This is a genomic window from Dietzia massiliensis (assembly GCF_018390595.1).
In the GTDB taxonomy this organism is placed as follows: Bacteria; Actinomycetota; Actinomycetes; order Mycobacteriales; family Mycobacteriaceae; genus Dietzia; species Dietzia massiliensis.
Genome location: NZ_JAHBAV010000053.1, coordinates 1 through 21,711 on the forward strand (window position 1 = coordinate 1; position 21,711 = coordinate 21,711).

At 73.0% G+C, this 21,711-nt stretch carries 20 protein-coding genes; 5 read left to right on the forward strand and 15 right to left on the reverse strand.

Going from position 1 to position 21,711, the window contains the following annotated elements:
* Nucleotides 1–367: 367 nt before the first annotated feature.
* On the reverse strand, nucleotides 368–1,405 hold the full coding sequence (gene fbaA / locus KHA85_RS13295) for a class II fructose-bisphosphate aldolase (RefSeq protein ID WP_061228946.1): 1,038 nt from the start codon (nucleotides 1,403–1,405) through the stop codon (nucleotides 368–370).
* Nucleotides 1,406–1,647: 242 nt separating this feature from the next.
* On the reverse strand, nucleotides 1,648–2,643 hold the full coding sequence (locus KHA85_RS13300; RefSeq protein ID WP_213186157.1) for an MsnO8 family LLM class oxidoreductase: 996 nt from the start codon (nucleotides 2,641–2,643) through the stop codon (nucleotides 1,648–1,650).
* Between the two features lie 140 nt (nucleotides 2,644–2,783).
* On the opposite strand from KHA85_RS13300, the gene KHA85_RS13305 reads away from it, so the two are divergent.
* Nucleotides 2,784–3,419: a DedA family protein gene (locus tag KHA85_RS13305; RefSeq protein ID WP_063973898.1), complete on the forward strand. Its 636-nt coding sequence runs from the start codon at nucleotides 2,784–2,786 to the stop codon at nucleotides 3,417–3,419.
* On the opposite strand, the gene KHA85_RS13310 is transcribed toward KHA85_RS13305, so the two are convergent.
* The 10 genes from KHA85_RS13310 to clpB all read right to left on the reverse strand — a co-directional run bounded on the left by KHA85_RS13310 (nucleotide 3,345) and on the right by clpB (nucleotide 13,094).
* Entirely contained in the window at nucleotides 3,345–3,623 is a 279-nt protein-coding gene (locus KHA85_RS13310; protein ID WP_213186159.1) for a hypothetical protein, read from the reverse strand. The genes KHA85_RS13305 and KHA85_RS13310 overlap by 75 nt on opposite strands.
* Nucleotides 3,620–3,832, reverse strand: a complete 213-nt coding sequence (locus tag KHA85_RS13315; protein ID WP_213186160.1) for a helix-turn-helix domain-containing protein — start codon at nucleotides 3,830–3,832, stop codon at nucleotides 3,620–3,622. Before KHA85_RS13315 ends, KHA85_RS13310 begins: the two co-directional genes overlap by 4 nt.
* Entirely contained in the window at nucleotides 3,832–4,311 is a 480-nt protein-coding gene (locus tag KHA85_RS13320) for a DUF2975 domain-containing protein (protein ID WP_213186161.1), read from the reverse strand. The genes KHA85_RS13315 and KHA85_RS13320 overlap by 1 nt, the downstream gene beginning before the upstream one ends.
* Nucleotides 4,312–4,342: 31 nt before the next feature.
* Nucleotides 4,343–5,026 (reverse strand): TrmH family RNA methyltransferase, encoded by a 684-nt coding sequence (locus tag KHA85_RS13325; RefSeq protein ID WP_213186162.1) that lies wholly within the window; start codon nucleotides 5,024–5,026, stop codon nucleotides 4,343–4,345.
* Entirely contained in the window at nucleotides 5,023–5,826 is an 804-nt protein-coding gene (locus tag KHA85_RS13330) for an SDR family oxidoreductase (protein ID WP_213186163.1), read from the reverse strand. Before KHA85_RS13330 ends, KHA85_RS13325 begins: the two co-directional genes overlap by 4 nt.
* Complete coding sequence (locus KHA85_RS13335; protein ID WP_308936957.1) at nucleotides 5,823–6,599, reverse strand: lysoplasmalogenase family protein; 777 nt, start codon at nucleotides 6,597–6,599, stop codon at nucleotides 5,823–5,825. The genes KHA85_RS13330 and KHA85_RS13335 overlap by 4 nt, the downstream gene beginning before the upstream one ends.
* A 6-nt stretch (nucleotides 6,600–6,605) precedes the next feature.
* On the reverse strand, nucleotides 6,606–7,163 hold the full coding sequence (pyrE, locus tag KHA85_RS13340; RefSeq protein ID WP_007629136.1) for an orotate phosphoribosyltransferase: 558 nt from the start codon (nucleotides 7,161–7,163) through the stop codon (nucleotides 6,606–6,608).
* 170 nt (nucleotides 7,164–7,333) lie between these two features.
* Nucleotides 7,334–9,328, reverse strand: coding sequence for a type III secretion system chaperone family protein (locus KHA85_RS13345; protein WP_213186164.1), 1,995 nt, complete (start codon nucleotides 9,326–9,328; stop codon nucleotides 7,334–7,336).
* A gap of 116 nt (nucleotides 9,329–9,444) precedes the next feature.
* Complete coding sequence (locus tag KHA85_RS13350; RefSeq protein WP_213186165.1) at nucleotides 9,445–10,332, reverse strand: sulfurtransferase; 888 nt, start codon at nucleotides 10,330–10,332, stop codon at nucleotides 9,445–9,447.
* Nucleotides 10,333–10,541: 209 nt separating this feature from the next.
* Complete coding sequence (gene clpB, locus KHA85_RS13355; protein ID WP_213186166.1) at nucleotides 10,542–13,094, reverse strand: ATP-dependent chaperone ClpB; 2,553 nt, start codon at nucleotides 13,092–13,094, stop codon at nucleotides 10,542–10,544.
* Nucleotides 13,095–13,380: 286 nt separating this feature from the next.
* Here clpB and KHA85_RS13360 point away from each other — a divergent pair, with 286 nt between their 5' ends.
* Nucleotides 13,381–14,229, forward strand: coding sequence for a hypothetical protein (locus tag KHA85_RS13360; protein ID WP_236885682.1), 849 nt, complete (start codon nucleotides 13,381–13,383; stop codon nucleotides 14,227–14,229).
* An 84-nt stretch (nucleotides 14,230–14,313) separates the two neighbouring features.
* Here the strand turns inward: KHA85_RS13360 and KHA85_RS13365 are convergent, their stop codons facing one another.
* Nucleotides 14,314–14,934, reverse strand: a complete 621-nt coding sequence (locus tag KHA85_RS13365) for a malonic semialdehyde reductase (protein WP_213186167.1) — start codon at nucleotides 14,932–14,934, stop codon at nucleotides 14,314–14,316.
* A 189-nt stretch (nucleotides 14,935–15,123) separates the two neighbouring features.
* Between KHA85_RS13365 and KHA85_RS13370 the strand changes: the two genes are divergently transcribed.
* Nucleotides 15,124–15,915 (forward strand): acetate and sugar kinases/Hsc70/actin family protein, encoded by a 792-nt coding sequence (locus KHA85_RS13370; protein ID WP_213186168.1) that lies wholly within the window; start codon nucleotides 15,124–15,126, stop codon nucleotides 15,913–15,915.
* A 35-nt stretch (nucleotides 15,916–15,950) separates the two neighbouring features.
* On the opposite strand, the gene KHA85_RS18415 is transcribed toward KHA85_RS13370, so the two are convergent.
* The gene (locus tag KHA85_RS18415) at nucleotides 15,951–19,310 is read right to left on the reverse strand and encodes a DEAD/DEAH box helicase (RefSeq protein WP_213186169.1); all 3,360 of its coding nucleotides are present in this window, start codon (nucleotides 19,308–19,310) and stop codon (nucleotides 15,951–15,953) included.
* Between the two features lie 164 nt (nucleotides 19,311–19,474).
* Between KHA85_RS18415 and KHA85_RS13380 the strand changes: the two genes are divergently transcribed.
* Nucleotides 19,475–19,834 (forward strand): ArsR/SmtB family transcription factor, encoded by a 360-nt coding sequence (locus tag KHA85_RS13380; RefSeq protein WP_043566801.1) that lies wholly within the window; start codon nucleotides 19,475–19,477, stop codon nucleotides 19,832–19,834.
* A 40-nt stretch (nucleotides 19,835–19,874) separates the two neighbouring features.
* Nucleotides 19,875–20,858, forward strand: coding sequence for an SRPBCC family protein (locus KHA85_RS13385; protein WP_213186170.1), 984 nt, complete (start codon nucleotides 19,875–19,877; stop codon nucleotides 20,856–20,858).
* Here KHA85_RS13385 and KHA85_RS13390 read toward each other — a convergent pair.
* On the reverse strand, nucleotides 20,819–21,711 hold an 893-nt coding region (locus tag KHA85_RS13390; RefSeq protein WP_213186171.1), incomplete at its 5' end, for a DUF368 domain-containing protein. The two genes, KHA85_RS13385 and KHA85_RS13390, sit on opposite strands and share 40 nt — an antisense overlap.

Genomic DNA, 21,711 nt, shown 5'->3' on the forward strand with positions numbered 1-21,711 from the left:
CATGCAGCCGGGTGGCCCCGGCCAGGTTCTGCGCCAGCGTCACCGACCGCGCCACCTCGCTCAGCCCCGAGGCGTCCAACGACTCCAACGGCTCGTCCACCGCGCGCAGCGCCCCGAGGCCGAACGCCCTCGCCGTCGTCGTATCCACCCCGGTCACCCCCACCCGCGTCGTACCATCACTCGAACGTGCGAACGATCCTACCGGCCAAACGGGCCTCGCACAAGAGTTCGATACAGCCGCCACCCACCATGCCCACAGACGACAGCGGCGCCCCTCCCACACGGGAGGAGCGCCGCTGTCCGGGCCTACCGGGTCGACCGGGCCTACCGGGCCGAAAGTACCGGGCGAGCCAACCGACTCAGGGCGTCAGGCGCCCTTGGACTTGCCCGCCGACTTCAGGTCGTTGCACGCCTCGACCACGCGCTCGGACATGGCCTGCTCGGCCTTCTTGAGGTACGAGCGGGGGTCGTAGGTCTTCTTGTTGCCGACGTCGCCGTCGACCTTGAGCACGCCGTCGTAGTTGGTGAACATGTGCGCGGCCACGGGCCGGGTGAAGGCGTACTGCGTATCGGTGTCGACGTTCATCTTGATGACGCCGTAGCTCAGTGCCTCCTCGATCTCGCTCTTGGCCGAGCCCGAGCCGCCGTGGAAGACGAAGTCGAACGGCAGGTCGCCCTCGTTCAGGCCCAGCTTCTCGACCGCGACCTCCTGGCCCATCTTGAGGACCTCGGGCTTGAGCTTGACGTTGCCCGGTTTGTAGACGCCGTGGACGTTGCCGAAGGTGGCGGCCAGCAGGTAGCGCTGACCGGTGTTGCCGGCGCCGAGCGCGTCGATGGTGGCCTCGAAGTCCTCACGCGTGGTGTAGAGCTTCTCGTTGATCTCGTTCTCGACGCCGTCCTCCTCGCCGCCGACGACGCCGATCTCGATCTCGAGGATCTGCTTGGCCTTGGCCGTCTTCTCGAGGAGCTCCTTGGCGATCTCGAGGTTGCGGTCGAGCGGGGTGGCCGAGCCGTCCCACATGTGCGACTGGAACAGCGGGTTCTCGCCTCGGTCGACGCGCTCCTGCGAGATCTCGATGAGCGGGCGGACGAACGTGTCCAGCTTATCCTCGGGGCAGTGGTCGGTGTGCAGGGCCACGAGGATGTCGTACTTGGCCGCCACCACGTGGGCGAACTCGGCGAGGGCCACCGCGCCGGTGACCATGTCCTTGACGTTCAGGCCGGAGCCGAACTCCGAGCCACCGGTGGAGAACTGGATGATGCCGTCGGAGCCCGCGTCGGCGAAGCCCTTGATGGCCGCGTTGATGGTCTCCGAGGAGGTGCAGTTGATCGCGGGGTACGCGAAACCCTCCCGGCGGGCTCGGTCGAGCATGTCCTTGTACTGTTCGGGAGTTGCGATGGGCATGGGGTCTCCTCCGGTGGTTCAGTTCTGGTGCGGATGGCCTCGGCCGGGGCGCCGGCGCCGTTGTGACGGCGGGCGCACCCCTCCAGCCTAGGCCAGCCCCACCCCGCGCACCCGGGAGCCGCGCGGCACCGCCCTCGTCAGGGCTGGCTACGCCCTCGACAAGGCGGGCCCGGCCTCGGCTGGGCGGGGCCGGGCCGCCCCGCGGGTTCCCCCGGGGGCTGCCGTCGGCACCGCCCCGCACGTCAGCCGGCGAGCAGCGCGGCGAACGCCTCGTCGGCCCGCGCGAGCGCGTCCCGGTCGTACGTGGACGTCGACGCCATGATCTCGTCGGCGCCCGTGCGCTCGACGAGCGCGGCGATCTCCCCGGCCACCTTCTCCGCGTCGCCGTGCACGGCGGTGCCCATCCACTCCTCCATCCGCCGGAGCTGCTGGGGCCGGAACCTCCGGTCCAGGACCTCCTCGACCGGCCGCAGCGGTCCGAACGCGCCGGTCTCGCGCGACTCGGCCATCGCCCACGCCTCCGGCAGCAGCAACTCCCGCGCGGCCTCGGTCGAGTCGGCGATCATCACCTCGAGGCTCACCACGACGTAGGGCTCGGAGTCGGCTCCGCTCGGCCGGAACGCCTCGCGGTAGCGCTCCAGCGGCGTCGGGTCGGCCAGCAGGCGCGGGCCGCCGACGACGACCGGCAGGCCGGCGCGCGCGGCGACCTCCAGGCCGCGGCCGGTGGCCAGGACGAACATCGGCGGCGGGTCGTCCACCACCGGCAGCGCGGTGACGGGCCCGCGGCCGTGGAGGAAGTCCCGCACGGCGGTGATGTCGCGGTCGAACGCGTCGGTGTCGTACTCGCTCACGCCGAGCGCCTCGCGGACCGGGGCGGTGAAGCCGAGCGACCGTCCGACGCCGAGGTCGATGCGGCCCGGGTGCATGGCCTCGAGCATGGCGAACTGCTCGGCCACGACCAGCGGGCGGTGATTGGGCAGCATCACCCCGCCCGAGCCGAGCCGGATGCGCGCGGTCCTGGCGGCGGCGGCCGCGATGAGCAACGGCGGACTGCCGCTCGCGATGCCGGGAACGGCGTGGTGTTCGGCGGTCCAGTACCGGTGCAGGCCCAGCTCGTCGGCGTGCTCGGCGCGGCGCAGTGTCGCCTCGATCGCCTCGGCGTGGGACTCGCCGTCGCGGGTCCGGGACCTGTCCAGCAGGGACAGTCGGAGCTGGTCCGGCAGTGCGATGGGGGCCACGACCCCACCGTAGCGGCGCCTGCCAGAGCGGGCGGTCACGCGTGACACCGGATCCGGGGGCCCGGGATTATGCTTCCCCGGTGACCGTGCATCTGTTGGCCGAGCAGGCCCCCCAGGTCCTGGCGATCGGCCCGGGATTCATGGATCCCGAGTTCTGGTTGTCCGGCACCGGGCCGTTCGGGAACGCGATCCTCCCGGCCCTGCTCGCCGTGGTCTTCATCGAGTCCGGCCTGCTGTTCCCGTTCCTGCCCGGCGACTCACTGCTGTTCACCGCCGGGCTGCTCACCCAGCAGGCCGACCCGTTCGCGCCCCTGTGGGTGGTGCTGGTGACCGCGCCGATCGCGGCGTTCCTCGGCGATCAGGCGGGTTACTTCATCGGCAACCGCTGGGGCCATCACCTGCGCGAGCGGCCCGACGGGCGGATCTTCAGGCAGGCCTACATCCACGAGGCCCACGAGTTCTTCGAGAAGTGGGGCCCGGCAACGATCATCCTGTGCCGGTTCGTGCCCATCGTGCGCACGTACGCGCCGCTCGTCGCGGGCATGGCCGGGATGCGCTACCGGGTGTTCGTCTCGTTCAACGTCGTGGGCGCCCTGCTGTGGGCGGCCGGCGTGACGGCGCTGGGCGCGTGGCTGGGCCGGTTCACGTTCATCAAGGAGCACATCGACCTGATCCTCATCGGGATCGTGCTGGTGTCGGTGCTACCGATGCTCGTCACCGCGGGGCCGAAGCTCGTCGCCCGCATCCGCAACGGCCCGGCCGCGCCGGCCGCCTGAGGTCCGCCAGCGCAGGGCCCACACGACCGCGGCGATCACCATCAGCACTCCGATCCCCTGCAACCCCGGGGAGTCGTCGGCCTCGCCGTACACGACGGCCATCCCGCCCAGCGCCACCACGATCAACACCGCGGCGAGGGCCGCCCCGAACTCCACCGCAGCCCTCACGCCCGCGCCGTCTGTCATGCCCGCGACGTTCCTCATTCCTCGTCCTCCACCCATTCCAACAGGTCGCCGGGCTGACACTCGAGCACCCGGCACATGGCCTCGAGCGTGCTGAACCGCACCGCCTTGGCGCGCCCGTTCTTCAGCACCGACACGTTGGCGGGCGTCAGGCCCACCTTCTCGGCGAACTCGCCGACGCTCATCTTGCGCTTGGCGAGTTCCACGTCGATCCGCACGACGATCGGCATCAGACCACCGTGTCCATCTCGGAGCGCAGGCCGGTGGCCTGCCGGAGGAGGGCGCGCATGACGACCATGAGCAGCGCCGCGACGGTGATGATGACGACGACGACGAAGAGCAGCAGCGGCAGGCCGGGATCATCCGCCGTGAATCCGACCAGGGCGAGCACCACCACGAGCATCGCCCAGGCGGCGACGATCGCCCCGAGGATGACATCGACCCACTTCAGGGAGGCGTCGGTGAAGATGCGGTCGGATTCGACGAGCGAGAGCAGCTTCCAGGTGGCCACCACCACGACCTGGATGCACACCACCCAGTAGATCGACACGGCCGTGAGCGGCCACCGCAGGTGCGCGGACTCGGGGTTCGTCTCGGCCATGTGGGCGAACTGCCCCGGCAGCGACATCACCTCCAGCAGGAGGAGCACGGCGAACAGCACCACGAGGCAGATCCGCAGGGGCAAGACCGCCCGTCTTTCGATGTTCATGCACCGACTATGGACCGAAACCTATCGGAAATCAATAGGCGGCGTGCTCCCGTATCCAGGCGTGCATGGCGATGCCGGCGGCCACGCCCGCGTTGATCGACCGGGTCGAGCCGAACTGCGCGATCGACACCGTTCGCTCGGCCCGCAGGCGGGCGTCGTCGCTGACGCCGGGCCCCTCCTGCCCGAACAGCAGGACGCACTCGCGAGGCAGGCTCACCGCCTCGAGCGGCTCGGCGCCGGGGAGATTGTCGACGGCGACGACCGGCAGCCCCTCGGTCGCGGCCCACTCCATGAGCGCGCTGACGTCGTCGTGGTGCCGCAGGTGCTGGTAGCGGTCGGTGACCATGGCCCCGCGGCGGTTCCAACGCCGGCGGCCCACGATGTGCACCTCCGCCGCCAGGAAGGCGTTGGCGGTGCGGACGACCGTGCCGATGTTCGCGTCGTGGCCGAAGTTCTCGATCGCCACGTGGAACGGGTGCCGGCGCGTGTCGAGGTCGGCGACGATCGCCTCGCGCCGCCAGTAGCGGTAGCGGTCGACGACGTTGCGGCGGTCGCCGGCGTCGAGCAGCTCGGGGTCCCAGTGGTCGCCGGCGGGGCGGGGCTCTCCGGAGTGCTCGACCTCCCACGGGCCCACGCCGACCGCGCCGTCGCCCCACTCGGTCGGCCCGGGCGCGGGCTCGCCGGGCTCCGCCGACCCGGCAGCGGGCTCCGTCACGAGGTGAGGCGCTTGTTGGTCAGCCGGGTGAGGCGCCCCGGCGCGACCTGCGACGCGAGATACATCGCGGTGGCCTGGGGGCCGACCGGGCGGTGGACCTCACGGCCGAACGCCCCGCGGATCCGACCGAGCAGTCCGCGCGGCGTTCGGCGGGTCTGCTCGGCGAGGTCGAGGATCTCCCCCGCGACGTCGCCCTCGGTCAGGCGCACGCCCATGTTGCGCATGCCGGCGGTGTTGACGCCCGAGAGCATCTCGGTGCCCACGTAGAGCGGCCACACCGAGCACACGCGGATCCCGTGCGCGGCCCACTCCAGGTCGAGCGCCTCGGTGATGCCGCGGACGGCGAACTTGGTGGCCGAGTAGGTGGCCATCTCCGCCTGGCCGTAGATCGCCGACGCCGAGCACAGGTTGACCACTGTCGGCGCGGACGCGGCCCGGAGGTACGGGAACGCCGCGCGACAGCCGTAGAGCACGCCTTTGACGTTGACGTCGACCAGCGCCGAGTCCTTCTCGTAGCTCGCGTCCATGAACGGGGTCCCGTACAGCAGCCCGGCGTTGTTCACCAGCACGTCCAGCGCGCCGCCGCTGCGGGCGGCGAGCTCGGCGAGCGCGGCCTCCCACGCGGCGGGGTCGGTGACGTCGAGCGCGCCGGTGACGAACCTGTCGTCGCCCTCGGCCCACGCGCAGGGCTGCAGGTCGTACGCGCCGACGAGGTACCCGGCGCCGGCGAACCGGCGGGCCGTGGCCTCGCCGATCCCCCGCCCCGCGCCCGTGACGAGGACGGTGCGCGCCGCGCTCACGCCCGGCTCCCGGTGTGGCGGGCCGCGGCGGCGGCGCCGGTGAGCAGCAGCAGCGCGGCGGTGGCGTAGGTGTCGATCACGCCGACGTCCAGGGCGCGGGCCGGCACCGTGCCGCCCTTGACCTTGCGGCGCGCGAGGATGAGGGAGTCGCTGAGCAGGAACACCGGGCCGGCCACCGACAGCACCGACGCGGCCGGTCCGTGCGAGCGGTCGACCGAGGTCGCGAGCGCCGACAGCGTCGCGAGCAGCCCGCCGTACGCGGCGAGCGGGGCGTTCTCGCGCCCCTCGGACAGCAGCACCGCGGCGGCCGCCCCGGCGACCACGCCGTGCACGGCCGACTGCACCGGCTTGAACCGCAGGCCCGAGCGCAGCATGAGCGCGCCCAGCGCGAGGTGGCCGGTCGCGAACGCCGCCGCCCCCGCGGCGAGCCGGCCCACGTCCCGGCTGGCGTGCCCGTCGCCGAGCATGAGAATGACGTCACCCGTCGTGTAGGCCGCCCCGGTGGCCGACAGCAGCGCGGTGTCGACCGCCGAGAGGGGCCGGCCGTCCCGCAGCGCGATCGCCAGCGCCGCCGGCACGATGAGCGGCTTGCACAGCTTCTCCAGCGCGCCGATGCCGGTGGCCTTGGCGATCTCCGTCCCCGCGGCCGCCGCGAGGAACGCCGGTCCCTCCGTGCGGGCCGTGTCGGCGAGCATGCCCACGCGCTCCATCAGCGCCTGCCGCACGCGGTCGAGGGCGGACCTCGTCGTCGTCGTGGTCGTCGTGTTCGTCACCTCAGGTCACTCCAATCCCAGGTCGGTCAGGCCCAGCAACGCCCGGTACTCCACGCCCTCCGCGCGGATCACGTCGTCGGCGCCGGTCGCCCGGTCCACGACGGTGGCCACGCCCACGACCTCCGCGCCCGCCTCGCGCAGGGCGGCGACGGCGGTCAGCGGCGAGTTGCCGGTGGTCGTGGTGTCCTCCACCACCAGCACGCGGCGGCCCACGATGTCAGGGCCTTCGATGCGGCGCTGCATGCCGTGCTTCTTGGCCTCCTTGCGCACCACGAACGCGTCGACCGGGCGGCCGGGCGCGTGCATGATCGCCGTGGCCACCGGGTCCGCGCCGAGGGTGAGCCCGCCGACGGCGTCGAAGTCCCAGTCCGCGGTGAGCTCGCGCAGCAGGCGGCCGATCAGCGGCGACGCCTCGTGGTGCAGGGTCGCGCGGCGCAGGTCCACGTAGTAGTCGGCCTCGCGGCCCGAGGACAGGGTGACGCGGCCGTGGACGACGGCCAGTTCCGCGACCAGCTCGGACAGGCGCGCGCGGGACTGGGCGTCGACGGGGGCGGGCTCGGTCATGGGACTCCTCGCGGGGCAGGGGATGTGGACACGGTGGGCCGGCGGTCGGGCCAGCCGCCGCCGGTGGTCGTCCCGACTCTAGTCGGCCGCGGATCGCACCACGTCACGACCGGTTTGTCCACGACGCCCGGTCGTCCGCTCGCCCGCCGCGCCGGAATCCGTGGCCGGCGTCAGTCCCTGATGTCCGGCGGGAGGTGGAGGCGGGCGGTCTGCTCGACGTCGGGGTCGACGCCCGGGCGCTCGCGGCCGCCGGCCTCGTCACCGTCGTCGTGCGCGGGCTGCTCGTCGTCCTCCGCGCGGCGCCGGCGGCGTCTCCCGGCCGACGGCGTGGCGCCCACCTTCGCCGCGAGCTCCGCGACAGACAGGCGGCCGGTCTCCTCCTCCGCGCTCTCCGCCGAGTCCGACCCGTGGCGGCCCGACGGCCCCCGCTCGAGGTCCGACCCGCCGTCGATGCGGGCGGCGTCAAAGCGCTCGACCTCGTCGCGGATCTCGTCCTCGTCGTCCTCCGAGCCGAGCGGCTTGATGGCCGCCTCGCCGCTGTACGCGCCCGCGGCGAGCGGCGGCACCGAGGCATCCTCCGGGTACGCCTGCCCGATGCCCCGGCTCGGCCGCGACAGCGGGGGCCGCGGCGCGAGGTGGTCGGCCGCGACGTCGCCGCGCGCGGGGACCGGGCCGGTGATGTCCATGATCTCGGCGAAGGGGTCCGGCTCCGGGGCGGGCGCCTCGTCGGCGGGCTCGGCGGCGGGCGCCTCGTCGGCGGGCTCGGTGGCATCGGAGTCGGACATCGCGTCGCCGGAGTCGGGCACCGCGTCGCCCCGGTCGGCCACGACGGGCACCTCGGTCAGGTCGCGCGCGCCCGACCGGTCCGGGACCAGGCGGAGGTGGCCGGTGCGGCGCGGTTCGGGGACCGGTGCGACCGGCTCGTCGTCCGCCGGGTCGTCGCCGTCGGTGGCGCGGTCACCGCCGCGGTCGTTGTCGACGACGACGAGGTTCTCCGACCCCGGCAGCCCCGCGGCGGCGGGGAGTCCGTGAGTGCCCGTGCCGACCTCGCCGTCCATGCCGACAGTGGGGTCGGCCTCGGGGCCGACGGCGGCAGCGGGAGAACCCGGATCGATCTCCGCGGGCAGCGCGCGGGCCCGGCCACCGATCGGCGGGAACGGCGCCAGCACGTCGGCCACCCCGTGCAGGGCCATCACCACGTCATCCCAGCTCGAGGGGTCGTCTACGCCGTCGATCGTCGCGGCCGCCCACTCGCCCTCCGCCCAGACGCGGCGCACGTCGGCGGGCACATCGCGGACCGCCTCCGTCAGGCGGTCGCGGTCGATGAGGTCCAGCCGGCCGTAATCCGACGTCCGCGCCTCCAGCGCACCGACCTCGCCGGCGTCGTGGAAGCCCGGCTCGGCGTCGACGTCCGGGCGACTGAGGTCCAGCACCACGTCGGACGCCGTGTCGCGGCGCAGCGCCAGCACCGTGCGCCCGCCGGTGACGCCCATGATCGCCCGACGCCCGCGGAACACGCCGTGCGAGACCGTGCCGAGCGGGGCCAGCCCGCCCGCGAAGTCGCCATGCCGGAACTCCGGGGCCGGCGTCGGGGTGGGTTCGAACTCGCGATCCTCGAGCCAGCGCACCACCGGCGAGTCCGCCAGCGGGTCGGCCTGCACCTGCTCCGCCGGCGTCGGGGCGGTCCCCCGCTGCCGCCGGACGGGCAGGAGCGCGCGCACCTTGTCGAGCAGCCGCGGCGACGAGTCGACCGTCGGCTCGGTCGGGTCGAGGGGCGCGGGCTCGTCGGCCGGCGTATTGGTCGGCTCAGCGGCCGGCTCAGTGGTCGGCTCGGGGGTCGGCTCGGCGGCCGGCTCCTCGGCGGCCGCACTCTGCGAGCGCTGGAACGGCGCAAGAACCGGCTCACCCGACCGACCCGCCGACCCGGGCTCGCGATCGACCCCGTCCGCCGGCACGGCGGGGCGCGGGTCCTCGTCGTCGTCGACCCCGGCCGATCCCCCCGGGACCGCGTCGCCGTCCGCAGAGGCCAACGGGGCACGCGCCCGGGAACGCCCGTCGTCGCGCGCCGGACCGTTCCCGCCGCCACGCTGCTTGGCGTCCAGGCGCAGCAGGGCGATCGCCGCGACGAGCAGCACGAGGGCCACGAGGAACCAGATCCAGACCATGCCCTGAAGGGTAGTCAGCGCGACCGACACGCCCGTCCAGGTGGCGCGGCGCGTGGGCCCCTCCCGGTCCCGTGCGCGGGCACTGAACCGCGCCCGGGCCGGCCGGAGGGGGGTGACTAGCGGGGGTCCGGGCCGATCGCGACCGGGCGCTTGCGGTCCGCCGACCACGCCGACCACGACCCCGGGAACAGACGCCCCGCGTCGAGACCCGCGACCTCCATGGCCGCCAACGTGTGGCACGCGTGGATCCCGGAGCCGCAGTACACGACCGCGTCGTCGCCCTCGGACACGCCCACCTCGGCGAACATCTCCCGGAGCTTCTCCGACGGCAGGAAACGACCACGGTCGTCGATGAAGCGCATGGTGGGCAGGTTCACCGCGCCCGGGATGTGTCCGGCGCGCGAGTCCATCGGCTCGGTGCGGCCCTCGTAACGCTCCGGCGTGCGCGCGTCGATGAGCACGCCCCGCTCCGGCCAGGCGGCGGCCTCCTCGATGCCGACCGTCTGCATGTGATCCAGGTCGAACGTGAAGTTCCCGCGCGAGACCGGGTTGCCGGGCCCCACGGCGAGGTCCTCGCCCTCCGCGATCCACGCCTTGAGACCGCCGTCGAGCAGGTGCACATCCTTCTTGCCGGCCCACCGCATGAGCCACCAGGCGCGGGCGGCGGAGGTGTTGCCGAGATCGTCGTAGATCACCACGCGACTGTCGTTGTCGATACCGACACGGCGCATCGCGTCCTCGAAGTCCTCCGGCGAGGGCAGCGGGTGCCGCCCTTCGCGGACGTTGCGCTGGCCCGCGAGGTCGCCCGGCAGGTCCAGGTACTGCGCGCCGGGGATGTGGCCGGACCAGTAGTGCTCGCGCCCGCGCGGGTCGCCGAGCTGCCAGCGCACGTCGAGGATGACGGGCGGGACCGGCAGGTTGGAGACGTCGTTGATCAGCTCGCGCGCCGTGACGAGTAGGGGGCTGTCGGGACGAGTGGTCGAGGGGACGGTTTCGCTGGTCACGTGGCCCAGGATAGTCCGTACGACAGCGGCGTGGGCGGCTCGATCCGGCCTCGGTGACGCGCTTCACGCCACCCGGCGCGCCCCGTCGAGAAGTACGTTCCGCACACATCGCCCGTGACCGGCGTGTGCGGAACGCTCTTCTCGACGAGACGGGCCCGACCCTCATCCCCGGAGGGTCGGGCCCGTCGCCTCGTGCGGGCGGCGCCGTGTCAGGCGAGGGTGAGCGTCTCACCGTCCTCGGCCAGTGAGACGCGCACGGTGTCGCCGTCGCGGACGTCGCCGCCGAGCAGTGCCCGCGCCAGCCGGTCCCCGATCGCCTTCTGCACCAGGCGGCGTAGCGGCCGGGCACCATAGGCCGGGTCGTACCCGCGCCGGGCCAGCCAGCCCTTGGCGGCGTCGTCGACCTCCAGCACCAGACGCCGGGCCTTCAGCCGCTCGGCGAGCTGGTCGATCTGGATGTCGACGATCGACTCCAGCTGCTCCTCGCTGAGCGCGTCGAACACGACCACGTCGTCCAGTCGGTTGATGAACTCCGGCTTGAAGGCCCGCTTGACCGCGTCCATCATCTGCTCCCGCGTCCCACCCGCGCCCAGGTTGGAGGTGAGCACGAGGATGGTGTTGCGGAAGTCGACCGTGCGGCCCTGGCCGTCGGTCAGGCGACCGTCGTCGAGGACCTGCAGGAGGATGTCGAAGACGTCCGGGTGGGCCTTCTCCACCTCGTCCAGCAGGACGATCGTGTACGGCCTGCGCCGCACCGCCTCGGTGAGCTGTCCGCCGGCCTCGTAGCCGACGTAGCCCGGAGGGGCACCGACGAGCCGCGCGACCGAGTGCTTCTCCGAGTACTCGCTCATGTCGATCCGGACCATGGCGCGCTCGTCGTCGAACAGGAACTGGGCCAGAGACTTGGCCAGCTCCGTCTTACCGACGCCCGTCGGCCCGAGGAACAGGAACGAGCCGGTGGGCCGGTTGGGGTCGGCGACCCCGGCACGCGCCCGCCGGACGGCGTCGGACACGGCCCGCACGGCCTCGTGCTGGCCGACGACCCGGCGGCCGAGCTCGTCCTCCATACGCAGCAGCTTCTCGGTCTCACCCTCGAGCATCTTGCCCACGGGAATGCCCGTCCACGCGGAGACGACCTCGGCGACGTCCTCGGGGCCGACCTCCTCCTTGAGCATCGCCCCCGCCGCGGCCTCGCTCTCCGCGGCCTCGGCGAGCTGCTTCTCCAGCTCCGGCAGCCGCCCGTACCGGATCTCGGCCACGCGGGCGTAGTCGCCGTCACGCTCGGCCCTCTCGGACTCGGTGCGCAGGGCGTCGAGCTCCTCCTTGATCCGCTGCACGCCCTCGATGGCGGTCTTCTCGTTCTGCCACCGGGCCGTCAGCTCGGACAGCTTCTCCTTGGCGTCGGCGAGCTCGGCCTGCAGGGCGACCAGCCGGTCCTTGGACGCGGCATCGGTCTCCTTCTGCAGAGCGACCTCCTCGATCTCGAGGCGGCGGACGATCCGCTCGGCGGCGTCGATCTCCTCGGGGCGCGAGTCGATCTCCATCTTGAGCCGGCTGGCGGCCTCGTCGACCAGGTCGATCGCCTTGTCGGGCAGGAACCGCTGCGTGATGTAGCGGTCCGAGAGCGTGGCGGCCGAGACCAGGGCGGAGTCGGTGATGCGCACGCCGTGGTGGACCTCGTAGCGCTCCTTCAGGCCACGGAGGATGCCGACCGTATCCTCGACGCTGGGCTCGCCCACGTACACCTGCTGGAAGCGGCGCTCCAGGGCCGCGTCCTTCTCGATGTGCTTGCGGTACTCGTCGAGGGTGGTGGCGCCGACCAGTCGCAGCTCGCCGCGGGCGAGCATCGGCTTGATCATGTTGCCGGCGTCCATCGAGCCCTCGCCGGTCGCGCCGGCGCCGACGATGGTGTGGATCTCGTCGATGAAGGTGATGATCTGGCCCTCGGCCGCGGTGATCTCGTCGAGCACGGCCTTGAGCCGCTCCTCGAACTCGCCGCGGTACTTCGCGCCCGCGACCATCGAGCCCAGGTCCAGCGAGAGCAGGGTCTTGCCCTTGAGTGACTCGGGGACGTCGCCGGCGACGATGCGGCGGGCCAGGCCCTCCACGATGGCGGTCTTGCCGACGCCGGGCTCACCGATGAGCACGGGGTTGTTCTTGGTGCGGCGCGACAGGACCTGCACGACGCGACGGATCTCCGAGTCACGCCCGATGACCGGATCGATCTTGCCCTCCCGCGCGCGGGCGGTGAGGTCCGTGGCGTACTTCTCGAGCGCCTGGTACTGGTCCTCGGGGTTCTCCGTGGTCACACGGGTGTTGCCGCGGACTGCGGTGAACGCCTGCTTGAGCGCCTCCTCGGTGGCGCCGAGCTCGTTGAGCAGCTTGGCGGCGTCCCCACCGGTGTGACCTGCGGCGATGCCGACCAGGACGTGCTCGGTGGAGACGTAGGCGTCGCCCATCTCCGCCGCGAGGGTCTGGGAGTAGTTGACGACGGCGAGGGCGTCGCGATTGAAGTTGGGGGCGGCCATCCCCGAGCCGGACGCCTTGGGGTATCCGCTGACGAGGGCCTTGGCCTGGGTCAGGGCGAGCTGCGGGTCCACCCCGCAGGCCTGGAGGAGGGGGGTGGCGATCCCGTCCTGCTGCTCGAGCAGGGCGACGAGCAGGTGCCCGGGTCGCACATCCGGGTTGCCCGCCGCGGACGCGGATTGGACGGCGGCCGAGAGAGCCGCCTGAGTCTTGGTCGTGGGGTTGAACTGGCTCATCGACCGGTCCTTTCTAGGCGTAGTGTTGAGCGTACTGGAATCAATACCGGCGCTGTTCACCGCCGGACACTCCCTACAACGACTGTCAGCTTGAGTCTATTCCACTCAACTTACGGGCGCCGTCACGAGAACCGTGGACTGATGTGAACAAATGTCCACAACGGAGTAGCCTCCACCCGACAGAAGCGGTTCCCCTCGCCCGCTCCCCCTCGACCCCAGGCGGCCCTCGTGACCGATCTCCCCTCATTCCGCCCTGCCCTTCCACTCGCGGTGGAGCTGTAGCGCGGTGTACCACTACAGTCCGGTGGCCCGCGCCACCCGGTTCGTCATCTACGTCCTCGCGGTGGTGGTGCCGATCGCGATCGCGCTGGCCGTGGTCGGCACGACCCCCTCGCTGCTCGAGAAGGTCCCCGACGAGCACCGGGACACCGTCGCGGCGATCGGCGAGGGCGCGGTCCGGCTCTCCGGCGGTAACGGCGGCATCTTCCGCTCGCAGGAGGCCAACGCCGCGGACGCCACGATCCCCGGCGCGCCCCGGCCGCTTCACGGGGAATGGTCGCCGCGACGGGCCGAGGACTACCCGCCGCCGGCCGGGCTGGCCGCGGGACACGACTACACCGTGAGAGTGGACGAGGACGGCTACATCGCCCACTGGCCGTGCGAGCACGAGATCCCCGTGCACTCCTTCGGCGCGCCGCCGGGCAGCGAGGCCGACCTGGCCTGGGCGGTCGGGACGCTCGCGTTCTCCAGCGGGCTACCGCTGCGCTACCTCGGCCCCGGAGGCGAGACCGACCGGGACGGGGAGGGCGCGATCTCGGTGACCTATGGCGACCACCCGGACTTCCGGAATCCGGAGGTCGCCGGCGTCGGAGGCCCCGGCATCCTGCCCCGCGGGCTCATCATCCAGGGCGCGGTCACCCTGCGCCCGGAGAGCGTCAACCCGATCCCGGGAGATCCCTGGACCCGCAGCCTCACGCTGCACGAACTCATGCACGCGGTGGGGATCACCCACGCGGCGCCCTACGCTCCCGAGATCATGGCCGAGCGCTCGGCGTATCCGCCGCAGACCCTCCTCGGCTACGGCGACCGGTTCGCCCTCCACGTCGTGGGCTGCCCGGCGTCGGCCATCGGCTGACGGCGGCAGGAGGCCGAGACGCCGAAACGCCGGCGGGCCGGGCGCCGCGGCGCCCGGCCCGCGGGGAGGTGGTGGAGAGGTCGGTCAGAGGGTCTCGACGACCTCGTCGTACCCGAGCCGCGGGAGCCGGTCGAACCAGGCACCCTCCTCGGCCGGCTTGCCGATGTTGACGGCCACGAGCACGCGGTGGCGGCCGTCGGGGAAGAACTCGCGGGAGATCGCCTCGGCGTCGAAGCCGGTCATCGGGCCCGCCGCGAGACCGGCGGCGCGGATGCCGATGATCGCATAGCCGATCTGCAACCCGGCGTTGAGTTCGGCGGTGCGCACGCGGGCGTCCTCGTCATCGGCGAACAGGTCTCGCGCACCGGGGAAGTGCGGGAACTGCGTGGGCAGCTCGTCGTGGAAGTCGACGTCTGCCGCGAGCAGCGCGACGGCCGGGGCCGCGGCGGTCTTGGCGCGGTTGCCCTCGGCGAGCAGCGGCAGCAGCCGGGCCTTGGCCTCCTCCGAGCGGATGACGATCGCGCGCAGCGGCTGGATGTTCATGGACGTGGGCGCCCACTTCACCAGGTCGAAGATCGCGCGGATCTGCTCGTCGGTGACGGGCTCGTCGGTGAAGGCGTTGGCCGTGCGCGCCTCGCGGAACAGCAGGTCCTGCGCCTGCTGGTCGAGGGCGAGCGCGTTCTGGGTGTCGAAAGTAGTGGTCATGTCTACTACTAACGACGTGCGGCGACTTTCGATCCCCGGGCCGCACATGATCTTCGCCACACAGGCCGCGGGCCGGCCCGGCCCGCGGCCCGTGTGCCGGCACGGCCCGCGGCCACCGGCAGCAAACCCCCCGCGCGCCCGCTACGAATAAGTGGGGGGAATGTAGGCACGAAAAAGGGAGGTGCGGCGATGCGCAACGGCGTGGTCGTGGACATCGGCGGCAGCGGGACGCGGATCGGTGCCGTGGTGAACGGCAACGTGGTGGGCGTCCACGGTGCCGAGGTCGCGACCGCCGAGGATCTCGCCACCGCGGTCCTCGCCGTCGACCGCTCCCCCGCCGGCGTCGGCGTGTCGCTGAACGGCCACGTCGACGCGGACCGCGGACGGGTCGTCCTGTCGCGCGCCGCCGCGTGGGCGGAGGGCGACCTGCGCACCGAGCTGGTGTCGCTGATCGACGCGCCGGTCTCGGTCATCGGCGACGGTGACGCCCACGCCCTGGCGCTGACGCGGCTCCCCGGCGTCGAGTTCGGCGGGATCGCCATCTCTCTCGGCTCGTCCCTGGCGTTCGGCGCGCTCAACCACCACGGCGCGCTCATCCACCCGTGCGGCCACACCGGCTGGGACCTCGGGCACTGGCGGATCGTCGGCGACGGCACCAACACCGAGGCGTGGTGGGGACTGGGCGGGCACGGCCTGTACGACCTCGAGCGGGAGCACGGCGACGGGGCCGCCGAGATCTACGCCTACCGGCTCGGGTCGTTCCTCGTGGACGCCGTCCAGCTCTTCCGCCCCCGGACGGTCCTGCTCACCGGCGGCATCGTCGTGGGGCTCGGCGAGGCGCTGCACGGGCCGGTCGCCGAGCAGCTGCAGTCCCTGCCGATCTCGGTGCCCACCCCGCGCGTGGTCTACTCGCCGTCGCGGGACACCGCGCTGTTCGGGGCGGCCGTCGCCGCGGGACTGGCGCTGCCGGAGATGCGCTGATCCGGCCCTGACCGCCCCGGGCGCCCCGGACGCGCCTACTCGAGCAGACCGCGCAGGTCGTCGGCGGTGAGCGCGGCGGAGAAGTGCTCACCGCTGTCCAGGACGGAGGCGAACAGCTCAGCCTTGCGCTGCTGCAGCTCGACCACGCGCTCCTCGATCGTGTCGCGGGCGACCATCCGGTACACCAGCACCGGGCGGGTCTGGCCGATGCGGTGCGCGCGGTCCACGGCCTGGGCCTCGGTCGCCGGGTTCCACCACGGGTCCAACAGGAACACGTAGTCGGCGCCGACCAGGTTGAGCCCCACGCCGCCGGCCTTGAGGCTGAGGCAGAACACCTGCGCGCCGCCCTCGGTGAACTCGCCGACCGCCCCGGCGCGGTCCGTCGTGCTGCCGTCGAGGTGGGCCACGGTGATCCCCTCGTCGCGCAGCCGCTCCACGACGGTGTCGAGGTAGGTGGTGAACTGGCTGAACACGAGCGCGCGGTGACCCTCGGCCACCACCTCCCGCAGCGCGGCGATGAGCTCGTCGGTCTTCGCCGACGCGACGCCGAGGTGGTCCGGGTCGACGAGGGAGGCGTCCAGGCACAGCCGACGGAGCACGGTGAGCCCGGCGAGGATGCTGATGCGGTTGGACTCGAAGTCGTCGAGCAGCTCCAGCAGGGAGGCCCGCTGCCGCGCGAGCTCCCGTTCGTAGATCCGGCGGTGCGTGGCCGACAGCTCGATCTCCATCACCGCGTCCGTGCGCGGGGGCAGGTCGGCGGCCACGAGCTCCTTGCGCCGCCGCAGCAGGAAGGGACGCAGCCGCCTGCGCAGCCGCTCGAGCGTGGCCTGGTCCCCGTCCTTCTCGATCGGCGTGCGGAAGCGGGCGCGGAACTCCTTGGCGTCGGGCAGCACGCCCCGGCACGACAGCGCCGCGACCGCCCACAGCTCGGTGAGGTTGTTCTCCATCGGCGTGCCCGTCACGGCGAGCAGGAAGTCCGCCCGCAGCCCGGCCAGCGCGGCGAAGAGCTTGGAGCCCGGGTTCTTGGCCTGCTGGGCCTCGTCGAGGATCACGCCCGCCCACTCGACGCCCGCGTACGACTCGGCGTCCAGCCGCAGTACGGCCGCGGAGGTCACCACGATGCCGTGCGCGGCCGCGTCCTCGGCGACCGTCGTCGTGGACCGGGCCTCGGTCGCCGATCGCCGCGCCACCCGGAGCGAAGGGACGAACCGGCGCGCCTCGGCCTCCCAGTTGGGCACGACCGAGGAGGGCGCCACGACGAGGAACGGTCCCGGCGGGTGGTCGCCGGCGGTCTCGTGCGCGTGGGCGATGAGCGCGAGCGACTGGATGGTCTTGCCCAGTCCCATGTCGTCGGCGAGGATCCCGCCGATCCGGTGCCGCCACAGCATGGCCAGCCAGTCCAGGCCCTGCTGCTGGTACGGCCGCAGGTCCGCCTCGAGCGCGGCGGGGACCGGGACGGGCGCGGGGGTGTCGGCGGCCAGTTCGAGCAGCGCGCGGGCCCGCCCGGACGGCGGCTCGAGGTCGTCGGCCAGCTCGGCGAGGTCCGCGAGCACCCCGGCCTGACCGAGGCCGATCTTGACGCCCGACCCGTCCGGATCCCTGCCGACCCGCTCGGCGGAGGCCGCCATCGCCTCGTCGAGCAGCTCGCGCAGCTCGCCGAACCGCTCGAGGTCCACCGGGACGAGCAGACCGTCCTCGGTGAGGAACTCGTCCTGCCCGGTGACCACCGCCCGGAAGATGGCGGCGAACGGGACGGGGCGGCCCTCGACGGTAACGGTGACCGTCAGTCCCAGCCAGTCGATCCCCGAGCGGTCGTCCTCGGTGGCCACGTGGATGCGCGGCCCCTCGGTGGCCCGGCGGATGCTCGGCACCTCGTCGGCCAGCACCACGTGGACGCCGTCGAGTGCGCGGAGCTGCTCGAGCCCGTCGGTCAGCACCAGCCCCGCCTCCCGGCCGGTCACCCGCAGGGTGCCCTCGCCGAGGATCCAGCCCCACCCCGCGTCGGAGACCGCGATGGTCAGCGCGACGAGTGCGGGGTCCCCGGGCAGCGGGGTGCCGATCCCCATCTCGGCCACGCTGAGGGGTCTCCGGCGCGTCACCTCGGTGTCGTCGGACATGCGCATCACGTCGACGCGGTGCCACTGCAGCATCAGTCCCAACTCGTGCGTCGCACCGCCCGGGCCCGCCCCGGCGGGCGGCCGGATCGTCAGTTCGAGCTCCACGCGATCGAACCGGGGGAGCTCGAGCCGCCCGACGCGGTCGGTCACCGGGAACCTGTCGACGAGGTCGGGCAGGAAGTCCGCACAGAACTCGGGCACCGCCTCGTCGGGAACGGTCAGGGCGCGCCACTGCCGCAGCTGCCCTGCCACGCCGGGCCCCAGCCGCCCGACCGGGGACAGCTCCAGCACCCGGTCACGGACCAGCGCGACCATGTCCCCGTGCTCCCCCACGAGGGCGCCGGGCAGGGGGCGGTCGCGGCCCTCGTCGTCGCCCTCGCCGTCCCCGGCGCCGTAGCCGCCGCCCGCGGTGCCGTCCGGTCCCGGTTCCACCTCCGCCGCGGCGACCACCACCAGCGCCGACCCGTCCGGACTCCAGGCGGTGAGACCGACGCGGCGCGGCGGCCCGGGCACGACCTCGCGCAGGCCGTCGCCGGGTACGATCTCCATCTCCGCCTCCGCGGCCGTGGAGACGAGCGGCCACAGGGCGGGGACCTCGGCGTCGGACAGGTCGAGCCACACGCGCGCCTGGCGGTGACTGCGGGCGAGCGCGTCGACCGCCCGCAGCCACGCGGCCTGGGCGAGCGACAGCCCGCCGTCCCAGCCGTAGCGCAGCCGGTCCCACTCGACGCCCGCCGACTTCCAGCGCCCGCCGCTGCCGGGCACCACGATCCGCGCCTTGAGCCGGTTGCCGAGCCCCGGCTGCAGGCCGCCCGCGCCGCCGTCCGGGGCGAGCTCGTCGGGCACCACCGACAGCTGCAGCCCGACGATCGGCGCCTCCTGATACGCCCGCCCCGCGTCGACCGTGCGCAGGGCCTCCTCGGCCTGGCGCCGCCAGTCGGGCACCCCGGCGTCCCGGTCGGCGAGCGTCGCCGCGTACAGCATGACCGCGGCGGCGTGCTTGCAGTTCAGCGCGACGGGGCACGTGCACAGGCTGCGGCGTGGGCGGGAGCACCCGACCGCGTCGGGCGCCGTGAGGTGGACGGTCGTCGAGTACCACGCGCGGCCGCCCCGGCCACCGCTGCCCGCGACGTCCGCGTCGAGGCGGTGGGTGGCGACGTCGTACCGCAGCTCCCGGATGCGCGTGGCGTCGGCGTAGCCCCGCGCGCGGCCGAGCGCCGCCGCGCCCACGAAGGAGGCGACGTCGGTCTCGGGAACCCTCGGGAGCGATGCCTGCACGCCGTCAGGCTAGAGGACGACGACGACGACGAGACGGCCGCTCACCGGGCGGCACCCGCCCGTCCCTGTGGAGACGGAAGCGGGCTGTGGAATTCCGGCGCCCGGAGGGTCGGCTCGCCGCGGGGTGTTGACCCCGGGCGCGGGCGGGCCTAACGTGATACCACATGGTTTCATGTCGAACGGATGAGGTGGCCCTCGATGACGACGAAGTGGACCGACTGTTCCGCGCGTTGGCCGACGCCACGCGGCGGGACATCCTCCGGCGGACCCTCGCCGGCGAGTCCACCGTCTCCGAACTGGCGGACCACTACGACATGTCGTTCGCGGCCGTCCGCAAGCACGTCAACGTCCTGGAAGAGGCGGGACTGATCAGTGACCACCGGATCGGCCGAGAGCGCCGGATCCGGGGCGATGTCGACGCGATCCGACGAGCGCAGAGCCTGCTCGACGGGTTCGAGGACATCTGGCGGGGACGCATCGACCGACTCGACGCCCTCCTCGCCGAGGAGCAGCACCACGAGTAGCACCACGCCCGAGCACCACCCGCGAGGAAGAAGGCCCGTCATGCCGGTGACATCGGTGGACAAAGATCTCGACCAACTGACCCTGACCATCGTCGCCGAGTTCCCGGTGCCGGTGCGTCGCCTGTGGGACGCCTACGTCGACCCGCGGCAGATCGAACGCTTCTGGGGCCCGCCGACGTGGCCCGCCACCTTCACCCGGCACGACGTGTTCCCCGGCGGCCGGACGGACTACTACATGACCGGGCCCGACGGCAGCCGCGCCCGCGGCTACTGGGAGTTCCTCGCGGTCGACGAGGGCCGCTCGTTCGAGGTGCTCGACGGGTTCACCCGCGACGACGGCGCGCCCGACACGGACCTGCCCACCACCCGCATGGTGTTCACCTTCGAGGCGACGGACACCGGCTCCCGCCTGACCACCACCTCCCACTTCGCCAGCCTCTCCGAGCTCGAGCAGCTGGTCGAGATGGGCATGGAGGAGGGCACCCGCGAGGCGATGGGGCAGATCGACGCCGTCGTCGGCGACGACGACACCTTCGCGGCCGACGCCGGCACGCGGACCCAGCACCTCGACGACCGGACGGTCCGGTTCACCCGCGTCCTGCGCGGGACCCCGCGGCAGGTCTGGGACGCCCACCACGACCCCGCGGTCCTGGACCGGTGGTTCCACGGGCCGGACGGCTGGGCCCTCGTCGGGTGCCGGGTCGCGTCGGAACCCGGCGAGACCACGCGCTTCGAGTGGGCACCCGAGGACGGCGTCGAGGGCGAGCCGTTCGCGCTGACGGGCGAGCTGCTAGAGACCGACCCGCCACACCGCGAGGTGTTCACCGAGACGATGGAGAGCGCCGACGCGCCGCCCACCCGCAACGAGCAGACCCTCACCGCCGTGGAGGGCGGGACGCTACTCACGCTCGTCATCACCTACGCGAGCGCCGAGCTGCGCGAGATGATCCTCGACACCGGGATGGTCGACGGGATGGAGGTCGGCTACCGGCGGTTGGAGTCGGAGGTGCTGTCGGCGGCCTGATCGATCGTGGCGGCCGGTCCGGTGGTGGCGGTCTTCCCCGCGAAGGCCCTCTCCACGGCCAGCACGATCAGCACCACCGCCACGCCGGCCACCACCGCGGCCAGCACGGCGGGCCAGTCCGACCCGGGCGCGAGCACGTCGGCCTCCTCCGTCTGCCACGGCCACAGCGCACGCAACGAGCCCAGCATGAGCCCGGCCATGGCGACGAGGGTGGGCTTGCGGAAGTCCTCGAGGAGCCGGTCGAGGACCTTAACGAACAGCGAGATGCCGACCAACGCGCCGAGCGCGAAGACGCCCAGGTAGGCGAAGTTGCGCTCGTCGACCGCGCCGAGCGTGGGGGCGTACAGACCCATCGCCAGTAGGAGGTATGACCCGGAAACCCCCGGCAGGACCAGGGCGCAGATCGCCACGGCCGCCGCGACGAACACCAACAGATAGGACGGATCGCTGATCGACCCGCTCGGCAGCCCCGAGAGCACGAACGCGAACACCGCGCCCAGGACGAACACCAGACCCAGCACCCAGTTCCGTCCGCCCGGGGTCGCGCGCGCCATCCCCAGCGGGACCGCGATGCTCGCGGCCACCATGCCGAGGAACAGGCCGCGGGCGATCTCCGGGCTGCCCTCGACGAACCCCTTCATCACCCCGGCCACGGTGAACACCACCGCGAGCATGCCCACCGCCATCGGCAGCAGCAGCCACCAGTCGACGTGCCGGAACGCCGCGCGGGTGCGGGCCCGACGGTCCGGGCCCAGCGCCGCCGAGCGCAGGCCGTCCACCACGTGCGCGCCGGAGTCCAGCAACCGCGGGTAGACACCGGTCACCAGGGCCACCGTGCCGCCCGAGACGCCGG